The sequence below is a fragment of the Paraburkholderia caballeronis genome, from assembly GCF_900104845.1.
GTDB lineage: Bacteria > Pseudomonadota > Gammaproteobacteria > Burkholderiales > Burkholderiaceae > Paraburkholderia > Paraburkholderia caballeronis.
In genome coordinates this window covers 1,743,114-1,753,825 of sequence record NZ_FNSR01000001.1, presented here as the reverse complement: position 1 = coordinate 1,753,825, position 10,712 = coordinate 1,743,114, and the positions used below count along the sequence as shown (strand labels likewise).

Here is a 10,712-nt window from a genome sequence, read left to right as displayed (position 1 = left end):
CAGCCAGAAAGGCCGGCGAAAAGATCAGTGCAGCGTGGGCTTCGACGGCTCGTCTTCGCCGTCGTCGTCCTCGTCTTCGTCGATCACTTCGAGGCCGTCGGCGCCGTGAGCATGTTCGTGCTCGATCTCGTCGTCGGTGGCCTGACGCACTTCCTTCACGGTCAGGGCGAACCGCAGCGCCATGCCGGCGAGCGGATGGTTGCCGTCGAGCACGACCTTGTCCTCGGCGACGTCGGTGACCGTATAGATCAGCGTGTCGACGTCTTCGTCGCCCTCTTCCGGCGTGCCCTCGAACTGCATGCCGACTTCGAGCGGTTCGGGAAAGCGGCTGCGCGGCTCGACTTTCACCAGTTCGGGATCGTACTCGCCGAACGCATCCTGCGGCTCAAGCTGGATCTGGGCCTCGAAGCCCGGTTCCTTGCCGTCAAGCACTTCCTCGATCTTGGGGAACGTGCCATCATAGCCGCCGTGCAGATAGACCATCGGCTCGTCGCTCTCCTCGATCAGATTGCCCTGCGCATCCGATAGCTTGTAAGCGACCGACACGACGGTGTCCTTTGCGATTTTCATTCGATCCTCCAGAATACAAACCACATTATACGATGCCGAAGCGGTCCCCAGACCATCCGGCGGGCGCCCGCCGAAAGCGCGTGCCAGCGCCCTCGCAGACCGCCGCCGCACGCTCGCGCACCGATCCTTTCGCGTCAGCATGTCCCGCGCCCGACGCACCGACTCCGCTGCTCGGCGGCCTCACGCCCGCGCAGTTCATGCGCCGCTACTGGCAGAAAAAACCGCTGCTGATCCGCAACGCGATTCCCGACATCGCGCCGCCGCTTTCGCGCGATGAACTGTTCGCGCTGGCCGATCACGACGACGTCGAGTCGCGTCTCATCACGCATTTCCGCCGCCGCTGGGCGCTCGAACACGGGCCGTTTTCCGCGGACGAACTGCCGTCGCCGGACGAGCGCCGCTGGACGCTGCTCGTGCAGGGCGTCGATCTGCACGACGACCGGGCGCGCGCGCTGCTCGAACGCTTTCGCTTCGCGCCGGATGCGCGGCTCGACGACCTGATGATCTCGTATGCGTCGGACGGCGGCGGGGTCGGCCCGCACTTCGACTCGTACGACGTGTTCCTGCTGCAGGTGCATGGCAAGCGGCGCTGGCGAATCGGCGCGCAGCGCGATCTGACGTTGCAGGAAGGCTTGCCGCTGAAAGTGCTCGCGAACTTCGAGCCCGAAGAGGAATGGGTACTGGAGCCGGGCGACATGCTGTATCTGCCGCCGCACATCGCGCACGACGGGATTGCGGAAGGCGAATGCATGACGTGCTCGGTCGGCTTCCGGTCGCCGTCGACGGCCGAACTGACGAGCCAGTTCCTCTACTACCTCGCGGAACGCGGCACGAACGCATCGAACGACAAGGCCGCGCAGGCGCTGTATCGCGATCCGCAGCAGCCGGCCGTCGCGCATCCGGCGCAACTGCCGCCGGCGCTCGTCGAACGCGTCGGCACGCTGCTTGCGAAAGTGCGCTGGACCGATGCGGACGTATCGTCGTTCGTCGGCTCGTGGTTGAGCGAACCGAAGTCGAATGTCGTGTTCGATGCGCCGGACCGGCCGCTCGATGAAGCGCGTTTCGTCGCGCGCGCGTCAAAAAACGGACTGACACTCGACCGCAGGACGATCCTGCTTTACGATGCGCGCTCGTATTTCCTGAACGGGGAACAGTACGTGCTGGCAGACACTAAAAAATGGCTGCCCGCATTGGCCGACGAACGTCGCATCGAAGGGAAACGCTTTGTAACACTCTCACACGATTCGTCGGTGACAGCGTTACTGCACGAGTGGTATTGTGCGGGCTGGATACGGGTCGGATTGCCCAATCAGGCGCTACGTGCGGTTGATCCGTACTAATATAGCGCCTGTATGAGAAAGACAACGTATTGTCCCCGGATTTGTCGACGGTCGATACGAAAGTGCATATAATTTCCGCCCAAGCCGTAGGGAAGATTCACGCTGTTGCAGTGCATCTCCACCAGCGGCCGAGGTCGGTGTTGGAGCACATTACCGGTTTTATTTTGCGCTGTTGCTTACCTTTAACCATAAAAGGACGTGATCATGAAGAAATCCCTCCTCGTAGCATCCCTGTTGGCCGCTGTGGCACTCGCTGCATGCAACAAGAGCAGCGACCAGGCCGCTGCTCCGGCTGATGCTGCGTCCCCGGCCGCTGCTGCGTCGCCGGCTGATGCCGCATCGCCGGCAGTCGCCGCATCGCCGGCTGACGCTGCCTCCCCGGCAGAAGCCGCTTCGCCGGCCGACGCTGCATCGCCGGCTGACGCTGCTTCGCCGGCAGCGGGCGCGAGCCAGTAAGCGATACTCGCAGTACGTCGCTGCGGGTCACACCGCAGTGAACGTTCATGCGAGAGGCCGGGAGGCCTGTCGAATCGACAGCCTCCGGCAGGTAATGCGAAAAAGCCACGAATATTCATTCGTGGCTTTTTTGTTTGCATTGGCTTTGCACATTGCTTGCGATATCAATGCGGCATGCATGTCGCACCTATCGTTTATCGCTGTGCAGCCTTGATACCGCGCAACGAATGGAGACATTCAATCGCGGTTTTCGGCGGGCTCCTCGAAGAACGCTTTTACGACCTCGATCTCGCGCGTGCGCTTGAACGGCGGCAGGCTTTGCCAGATGCGACGGCCATACGGCTTGTCGACGAGACGCGTGTCGCAGATCATCAGCACGCCGCGATCGGTCTCAGCGCGAATCAGCCGCCCTGCGCCCTGCTTCAGCGTGATGACCGCCTGCGGCAACTGATGAACCGCGAACGGGCTCAAGCCTTTTTTCGTCAGCGCATCGAGACGCGCTGACAGCACCGGATCATCCGGCGGCGCGAACGGCAGCTTGTCGATCACGACGAGCGACAGCGCATCGCCACGCACGTCCACCCCTTCCCAGAAGCTCTGACTGCCCACGAGGATCGCATTGCCGTAGGCGCGAAAGCGTTCGAGCAGTTCGGTGCGGCTCGCGTCGCCCTGCACGAGCAGCGGCGTACTCCAGCCGCGTGCGGCGATCGTGTCGCGCAGCTTCGTCGCGATGCGGTCCACTGCGCGCAACGTCGTGCACAGCATGAACACGCCGCCGCCCGCTGCCTCGATCGCCGGCAGCGCCGCATCGAACACCGCATCGGTGAACTGCGGCGACGACGGCTGCGGCAGATTGCGCGGCACGTACAGCAACCCTTGGGTCGGATAGTCGAACGGGCTCGGCAGCGTCATCGAGCGGCGCGTGCTAAGGCCCATCTGCGCCGCGTAGTGCGTGAAGTCGCCGCGCACCGACAGCGTCGCCGACGTGAAGATCCACGTGCGCGGCACGCCCGCGCGCTGCTTCGCGAAAATCGGCGCGACCGACAGCGGCGTCTCGTGCAATTGCACGGTATGCGAGAACACTTCGACCCAGCGCACCTTCTCGTCGTCGCCGAATGCGTCCGGCTTGTCGTCGGCGTCGGCATCGTCGCGCGCAGTACGCGTGTCGCGCGATTCACGCGCGGGCGCTTCGTCGGGATGCACGGTCCAGCCCGACAACACACCCTGCAACTCGCGCGCGCGCCGCAGGCATGCGCCGAGCGACTCCGCGCGTTCGGCCTGGGCGGCGAGCGCATTCGTCAGCGTCGCGAGTTCCGTCTGCAACGCGTCGAGCGCGTCGAACAGCGGATGATCGACCGGCAGTTGCGCGACCGACACTCTCAGCGAATCTTCCCTGAACGCGAGCCGCACGTCGCGCGCGGCGCGCTCCAGCGCCGCGCCGAGCTTCACCCATTCGACAGCGTCGCGTGCATGGCTCAACCCTTCGGCCACGCAATCGCGCGCCAGCTCCAGGAACTGCGCGGTGGACAGCGTCTCGCCGAAGAACAGCGTCGCGGTCTCCGGCAACTGATGCGCCTCGTCGAAGATGATCGTGTTCGCGCTCGGCAGCAGTTCGGCCATGCCCGTGTCGCGCAGCATGATGTCCGCGAAAAACAGGTGGTGATTGACGACGACGATGTCCGCCTGCTGCGCTTCGCGGCGCGCCTGCATCACGAAGCAATCCTTGTAGTGCGGACACTCCTGGCCGAGGCAGTTGTCGCGCGTCGACGTGACCATCGACCAGACGGCCGCCGTTTCCGGCACGCTCGCCAGTTCGGCCTTGTCGCCGGAGCGCGTGATCTTCGCGAAGCGCACGATCTCCTGCAGATACGAGGTCTCCTGCCGGGACGGCAGACGGCCGTTGTCCGCGGTGCGTTGCAGGTAGTAATGGCACAGGTAGTTCGAGCGGCCCTTCAGCATCGCGACCGTGACCGGCACCGCGAGCGCGTCGCGCACGGTCGGAAGGTCGCGCTGGAACAGCTGATCCTGAAGATGCTTCGTGCCGGTCGATACGATCACCTTGCCGCCCCACAGCATCGCGGGCACGAGGTACGCATAGGTCTTGCCGGTGCCGGTGCCGGCTTCGACGATCAGCGTGTTGTCGCCGTTCTGGATCGCCGGCGATGCGGCCTGCGCGTCGGCGGCCGCTTTCGCTTCGACGTTGTTGCCGAGGCGGCGCGCGGGACGCGCCTGGCTGTCGAACATCGCGGGCTCGGGCAGCGCCTGCGCGGCGGCTTCCATCGCGGCCGCGACCGCGCGCGACATCTCGATCTGCGCGGCGCGCGGCCGATAACCGTCGATCTCGCGCGCGAGCAGTCCGTCCGGGGCGAAGATCTGGTCGAGTTCGGCGGCCCGGCGCGCGGTCAGCGCCGGCGGCGGCGCGTCGGGACTGCGGGCAGCGCGCGCGTCGCCATCCGGCGCGCTGCTTTCGGGCGCGCGCCGGGAACGGGATACGGACGTTGAATTCAAGGCAAGCGGTTCCTGCTGGGTCCAACGGGCGCGGCAAGCCTGCTGCCGCGGCCCGGCGCCTGCCGGGGCACGGTGTCAGGCCCGCCCGTCCGATGTCTTCGTTGAATCGGGATCAAGCTGCAACTGCAGAAGGAGGATGTTGTCCTTCACCTTCAGCTTGCGCTTCTTCAGCCGTTGCAGTTCGAGATCGTCGGTGCCGGGCGACTCGGCCATCCGGTCTATCAGGCGGTCCAGATCGCCATGTTCCGATTCCAGTTGCAGGATCCGGTCGCGGAGGACCTCGGACTTGACTTCACGATGCTCGCGCATGCTCGCCTCCTCTATCCATGCGGCGCGCCGCCGAAGGCGCCGCGCCTGAGGTTGCTATACGGCTATGGAGCGTTACTGGTTCTGCTGCTGTTGCTGCTGAATCTGTTGTTGCTGTAACTGCTGCTGTTCCTGTTGCTGCTTCTGCTGGGCCTTCGCGGCCGCCTGGCGCTGGCGCTCCTCGACGTCGGCCTTGTGCTTCGCCGCGTCCTCCTGCTTCTGCTCGTAACGCTCCGCGCGCTGCTCGCGTTCCTGCGCCTTCTGCGCGCCCTGCTGGTGCGCCTCGTCCAGTTGCTTCTGGAAATCCGACTGCTTCCTGTCGTACGCGGCCTGGTTCGCCGCGCGCTGCGTCGCATCCGGTCCGCGTTGCGCCTGATCGAGCGCATGCTGACGCTGCTTCTGTTCGTACGCCTGCTCGTTCGCGGCGCGCTGCGGCGCTTCCGCCGTGCGCTGCGCTTCGTCGAGCGCGTGCTGGCGCTGCTTGTCCTCGTACGCCTGCTGGCTGCGCGCTTCGTTCGCGGCCCGCTGCGGCGCCTCCGCCTCGTCCTGCGCGCGTTGCAGCGCCGCCTGCTGGTCGCGCCGGCGCGCACGGTCCGCACGCTGCTCGTCGTCGAGCGTCAGTTGCTCGCGGCGGATGTCCGCGCGTTCGGACCGCATCGCATCCCGCGCGTTGCCGAGACAGTGATTCACGAAAAACCGGCTATAACAGTCATGCTGCGCAACCGCAAAGCGATAGTCGTTTTCCGCGGTCCGCCGGTCGAGCACCGCCTGGCGCGTCGCGAAGTCCGCAACCGGCGCGGAGGCCGCCACGGCCGGCGCCGCCGCCGCCGGGGCGTTCACCGCGGCATCGGCCACCGCCGGCCCGCCCGCCGACTCCGTCTGCGCGAAGGCCGGAACGCTCGCCGCCACGCCCAGCGCGCCGGCACAGACCGCCGCGCGGGCGGTGATCCGCAACCGCGCGAACATGCGCGCGCGAGGCCGGATCGGGAACAAACGGGAGATCGTCAACGTTGTCGGAAGGCTGCGGAACATGGGCGAAATTCTAACACCCCGCGAGTTGAGCACCCGGCCATTTATGGCAAAATGCCCCGCTCCGGAGGCCTGCCGGCGCCCGCCGCCACGCGGCTTCCGGACCGAAACCGATCATTGCAGGAATATCCCGACCCCATGACGGACACCGTAGCACTCAAGATCGTCCAGCGCATCGCCACTGAACTGGCTGTCCAGCCGCGCCAGGTGGCCGCCGCCGTGCAACTTCTCGACGAAGGTTCGACCGTTCCGTTCATCGCCCGCTACCGCAAGGAAGTGACCGGCAATCTCGACGACACGCAGTTGCGCAATCTCGAAGAGCGGCTGCTGTATCTGCGCGAACTGGAAGAGCGGCGCGCCGCGATCATCGCGAGCATCGACGAACAGGGCAAGCTCACCGGCGAGCTGCGCGCCGCGATCGAGGCCGCCGACAGCAAGCAGGTGCTCGAAGACCTGTATCTGCCGTACAAGCCGAAGCGCCGCACGCGCGCGCAGATCGCGCGCGAGGCCGGGCTCGAACCGCTCGCGCAGGCGCTGCTCGCGAACCCGCTGCTCGATCCGCAGACCGAGGCGGCGCAGTACGTGGACGCCGACAAGGGCGTCGCCGACGTGAAAGCCGCGCTCGACGGCGCGCGGGACATCCTGTCCGAGCAGTTCGGCGAAACGGCCGAGCTGCTGGGCAAGCTGCGCGACTGGCTGCAGAACCAGGGCATCGTCACGTCGAGCGTCGTCGAAGGCAAGGAACGCGAGGAAGGCGAGAAATTCCGCGACTACTACGACTACTCGGAAACGCTGAAGACCGTGCCGTCGCATCGCGCGCTCGCGCTGTTCCGCGGCCGCAACGCCGGCGTGCTGACCGTGAAGCTCGGGCTCGGCGCGGAACTCGACGCGCAGGTCCCGCATCCGGGCGAGGCGCTGATCGCGCGTCACTTCGGCATCGCGAACCTGGGGCGTCCCGCGGATAAATGGCTGTCCGACGTGTGCCGCTGGTGCTGGCGCGTGAAGGTGCAGCCGCACCTCGAAAACGAACTGCTGACGAACCTGCGCGAGCAGGCCGAGGCCGAGGCGATCCGCGTGTTCGCGCGCAACCTGAAGGATCTGCTGCTCGCCGCGCCGGCCGGCCCGAAGGCCGTGATCGGCCTCGATCCGGGGCTGCGGACCGGCGTGAAGGTCGCGGTCGTCGATCGCACCGGCAAGCTGCTCGCGACCGACACGATCTATCCGCACGAGCCGCGCCGCGACTGGGACGGCTCGCTCGCGAAACTCGCGCGGATCGCCGCGCAGACGCAGGCGGAACTGATCAGCATCGGCAACGGCACCGCGTCGCGCGAGACCGACAAGCTCGCGAGCGAGCTGATCTCGCGCCATCCCGAACTGAAGCTGCAGAAGATCGTCGTGTCCGAGGCGGGCGCGTCCGTGTATTCGGCGTCCGAACTCGCGGCGAAGGAATTCCCGGAACTCGACGTGTCGCTGCGCGGCGCGGTGTCGATCGCGCGGCGTCTGCAAGATCCGCTCGCGGAACTCGTGAAGATCGAGCCGAAGGCGATCGGCGTCGGGCAGTATCAGCACGACGTGAACCAGCGCGAACTCGCGCGTTCGCTCGACGCGGTCGTCGAGGACTGCGTGAACGCAGTCGGCGTCGATGCGAACACCGCGTCGGTCGCGCTGCTCGCGCGCGTGTCCGGCCTCAACTCGACCCTCGCGCGCAACATCGTCGACTACCGCGACGCGAACGGCGCGTTCCCGTCGCGCGAGCATCTGCGCCGTGTGCCGCGCCTCGGCGACAAGACGTTCGAGCAGGCGGCCGGCTTCCTGCGCATCAACGGCGGCGAGAACCCGCTCGACCGCTCGTCGGTGCACCCGGAAGCGTATCCGGTCGTCGAGCGGATTCTCGCGAAGATCAGCCGGCCGATCGGCGACGTACTCGGCAACCGCGACGCGCTCGCGGGCCTGTCGCCGGCCGCGTTCGTCGACGACCGGTTCGGCTTGCCGACGGTGCGCGACATCCTGACCGAACTCGAAAAACCGGGCCGCGACCCGCGCCCGGAGTTCAAGACGGCGACGTTCCGCGACGGCGTCGAGAAGGTGTCCGACCTCGTGCCGGGGATGCTGCTCGAAGGCGTCGTGACGAACGTCGCCGCGTTCGGCGCGTTCGTCGACATCGGCGTGCATCAGGACGGCCTCGTGCACGTATCCGCGATGTCGACGAAGTTCATCAAGGATCCTCACGAAGTCGTGAAGGCCGGCCAGGTCGTGAAGGTGAAGGTGCTCGACGTCGACGTGAAGCGCCAGCGCATCGCGCTGACGATGCGCCTCGACGACGATCCGGCGAGCGCCGCGCAACGTGCCGGCAGCGGTGGCAACGGTCAGCAGAACGGCCCGGCGGGTCGCAGCGGCAGCGGCGCGCGTCAGCCGCAGCGTTCGCGCGATGCGGAGCCGGCCGGCGCAATGGCGGCCGCGTTCGCGAAGCTCAAGCAACGCTGATCGTCGGCGCATTCCTCCTTCTTTGCGGCCACGTGCAAAGAAGGAGCCATGAAAAACGGCGCCTCGGCGCCGTTTTTCATTCGCGAGCCGCAAGCAGCGGGCTCAAATCTCGATCTTCGTCCCCAGTTCGACCACCCGGTTCGCCGGAATGCTGAAGAAGTCGGTCGGCTTCGCGGCGTTCTGATGCATCCATGCGAACACACGCTCGCGCCAGATCGACATGCCGGGCAACTGCGTCGGCACCACCGTCTCGCGCGCGAGGAAAAACGACGTGTCCATCATCTCGAACGTCATGTCGTGCGCGCGGCCCACGTACTGCAACACCGCCTTCACGTCCGGCGTCTCGTTGAAGCCATACGCGGCGCGCACCACGTACAGCCCGCCGCCGATGTCCTTCATCGTCACGCGCTCCGCGTCTTCGACATACGGAATGTCGCTCGTGACGAAGGTCAGGAAGATCGTGCGTTCGTGCAGCACCTTGTTGTGCTTCAGGTTGTGCAGCAGGCTCACCGGCACCAGCGTGTCGCTGCCGGTCAGATAGATCGCGGTGCCCGACACGCGATGCGGCGGATGCGCGAGCAGCCCCTGCAGGAACGGCATCAGCGGGATGCCGTCGGCGGCGGTGCGCTCCTTCACGATCATGCGCCCCTTGTACCAGGTCATCAGCAGGAAGAACAGCAGCCCGCCGATGCCGAGCGGCAGCCAGCCGCCCTCCTCGACCTTCAGCAGGTTCGCGCCGAAGAAGCCGAGATCGACGGTCATGAACCCCGCGATGATGAGCCCGACCAGCACCTTGTTCCAGTTCCACACCTCGACCATCACGACGCACGCGAGCACCGTCGTAATCACCATCGTCGCCGTCACCGCGATGCCGTACGCGGCCGCGAGGTTGTCCGAACTCTTGAAGCCGATCACGATGCACAGGATGATGAACAGCAGCATCCAGTTCACGACCGGCACGTAGATCTGCCCGATCGCGAGATCGGACGTGTGCAGCACCTTCATCCGCGGCACGTAGCCGAGCAGGATCGCCTGGCTCGTCAGCGAATACGCGCCGGAGATCACCGCCTGCGACGCGATCACCGTCGCGACCGTCGACAGCACGACGAGCGGCAGCAGCGCCCACTCCGGCGCCATCAGGAAGAACGGATTTTCGATCGCGCGATGGTCGCGCATCAGCAGCGCGCCCTGGCCGAAGTAGTTCAGCACCAGCGACGGCATCACGAGCGCATACCACGCGCAGCGGATCGGCTTCGCGCCGAAGTGGCCCATGTCCGCGTACAGCGCCTCCGCGCCGGTCAGCACCAGCACGACCGAACCGAGCACCACGTACGCCTGCAGCAGATGCGCGGCCATGAACGAGAACGCATAGTACGGATTGAGCGCCGCGATGACCCCCGGCGAGCGCACGATATGCAGGACACCGAGCGCGGCGATCGTCACGAACCACAGCACCATGATCGGACCGAACAGCCGGCCGACGAGCGCCGTGCCGTGGCGCTGGATCCAGAACAGCGCGATCAGGATCCCCATCGTCAGCGGCAGCACCAGATGCGACAGCTTCGGCGCGGCGATTTCGAGCCCTTCGACCGCCGACATCACCGAGATCGCGGGCGTGATCACCGCGTCGCCGTAGAACATGCATGCGCCGAAGATGCCGAGCGCGGTCAGCACGGCCGCAGCCCTGCTCTTGCGATTGAACGAGCGCAGCGACAGCGCCATCAACGCGAGCACGCCGCCCTCGCCGTTGTTGTCGGCGCGCATCACGAACAGCACGTACTTGACGCTGACGACGATCACGATCGCCCAGAACAGCAGCGAGATCACGCCGAGGATCGACGTATCGGTAAGCGGAATTCCGTGTGACGGACTGAATGCCTCTTTCAGCGAATACAGCGGGCTCGTGCCGATGTCGCCGAAAACCACGCCGATCGCGGCGACGGCCAGGGACGGCAGAGGCTGCTTTGCCACGTGCTTGCTATTTGTCATATACGCGGAAATCCGTTTTTCGAGCGGAAA

At 66.1% G+C, this 10,712-nt stretch carries 8 protein-coding genes; 3 read left to right on the top strand and 5 right to left on the bottom strand.

Translation table 11 applies throughout. The features are described from left to right. Nucleotides 1–24: 24 nt before the first annotated feature. Nucleotides 25–570, bottom strand: a complete 546-nt coding sequence (locus BLV92_RS07795; RefSeq protein WP_090543771.1) for an FKBP-type peptidyl-prolyl cis-trans isomerase — start codon at nucleotides 568–570, stop codon at nucleotides 25–27. 32 nt (nucleotides 571–602) lie between these two features. On the opposite strand from BLV92_RS07795, the gene BLV92_RS07790 reads away from it, so the two are divergent. Continuing rightward, entirely contained in the window at nucleotides 603–1,910 is a 1,308-nt protein-coding gene (locus BLV92_RS07790) for a cupin domain-containing protein (RefSeq protein ID WP_090543769.1), read from the top strand. Between the two features lie 204 nt (nucleotides 1,911–2,114). Beyond that, the gene (locus BLV92_RS32530; RefSeq protein WP_090543765.1) at nucleotides 2,115–2,366 is read left to right on the top strand and encodes a hypothetical protein; all 252 of its coding nucleotides are present in this window, start codon (nucleotides 2,115–2,117) and stop codon (nucleotides 2,364–2,366) included. A gap of 237 nt (nucleotides 2,367–2,603) precedes the next feature. Here the strand turns inward: BLV92_RS32530 and yoaA are convergent, their stop codons facing one another. From yoaA to BLV92_RS07765, 3 genes are all read right to left on the bottom strand, one after another. Then, entirely contained in the window at nucleotides 2,604–4,874 is a 2,271-nt protein-coding gene (gene yoaA, locus BLV92_RS07775; RefSeq protein ID WP_090543763.1) for a DNA repair helicase YoaA, read from the bottom strand. 75 nt (nucleotides 4,875–4,949) lie between these two features. Beyond that, nucleotides 4,950–5,183, bottom strand: coding sequence for a DUF465 domain-containing protein (locus BLV92_RS07770; protein WP_090543761.1), 234 nt, complete (start codon nucleotides 5,181–5,183; stop codon nucleotides 4,950–4,952). Nucleotides 5,184–5,255: 72 nt separating this feature from the next. Then, the gene (locus tag BLV92_RS07765; protein ID WP_090543759.1) at nucleotides 5,256–6,212 is read right to left on the bottom strand and encodes a colicin transporter; all 957 of its coding nucleotides are present in this window, start codon (nucleotides 6,210–6,212) and stop codon (nucleotides 5,256–5,258) included. A gap of 135 nt (nucleotides 6,213–6,347) precedes the next feature. On the opposite strand from BLV92_RS07765, the gene BLV92_RS07760 reads away from it, so the two are divergent. Further along, nucleotides 6,348–8,693 carry a Tex family protein gene (locus BLV92_RS07760; protein ID WP_090543757.1) on the top strand — a complete coding sequence of 782 codons (2,346 nt, stop codon included), beginning with the start codon at nucleotides 6,348–6,350 and terminating at the stop codon, nucleotides 8,691–8,693. Nucleotides 8,694–8,795: 102 nt separating this feature from the next. On the opposite strand, the gene BLV92_RS07755 is transcribed toward BLV92_RS07760, so the two are convergent. After that, nucleotides 8,796–10,682 carry a potassium transporter Kup gene (locus BLV92_RS07755; RefSeq protein ID WP_090543755.1) on the bottom strand — a complete coding sequence of 629 codons (1,887 nt, stop codon included), beginning with the start codon at nucleotides 10,680–10,682 and terminating at the stop codon, nucleotides 8,796–8,798. Nucleotides 10,683–10,712 lie beyond the last annotated feature (30 nt).

What these genes read in the sequence shown, in the direction of transcription:
- BLV92_RS07760 (WP_090543757.1), top strand. Translation starts at nt 6,348, where the DNA reads ATGACGGACACCGTAGCACTCAAGATCGTCCAGCGCATCGCCACTGAA.
- BLV92_RS07765 (WP_090543759.1), bottom strand. Translation starts at nt 6,212, where the DNA reads ATGTTCCGCAGCCTTCCGACAACGTTGACGATCTCCCGTTTGTTCCCG.
- BLV92_RS07795 (WP_090543771.1), bottom strand. Translation starts at nt 570, where the DNA reads ATGAAAATCGCAAAGGACACCGTCGTGTCGGTCGCTTACAAGCTATCG.
- BLV92_RS07755 (WP_090543755.1), bottom strand. Translation starts at nt 10,682, where the DNA reads ATGACAAATAGCAAGCACGTGGCAAAGCAGCCTCTGCCGTCCCTGGCC.
- BLV92_RS07790 (WP_090543769.1), top strand. Translation starts at nt 603, where the DNA reads ATGCCGAAGCGGTCCCCAGACCATCCGGCGGGCGCCCGCCGAAAGCGC.
- BLV92_RS07770 (WP_090543761.1), bottom strand. Translation starts at nt 5,183, where the DNA reads ATGCGCGAGCATCGTGAAGTCAAGTCCGAGGTCCTCCGCGACCGGATC.
- BLV92_RS32530 (WP_090543765.1), top strand. Translation starts at nt 2,115, where the DNA reads ATGAAGAAATCCCTCCTCGTAGCATCCCTGTTGGCCGCTGTGGCACTC.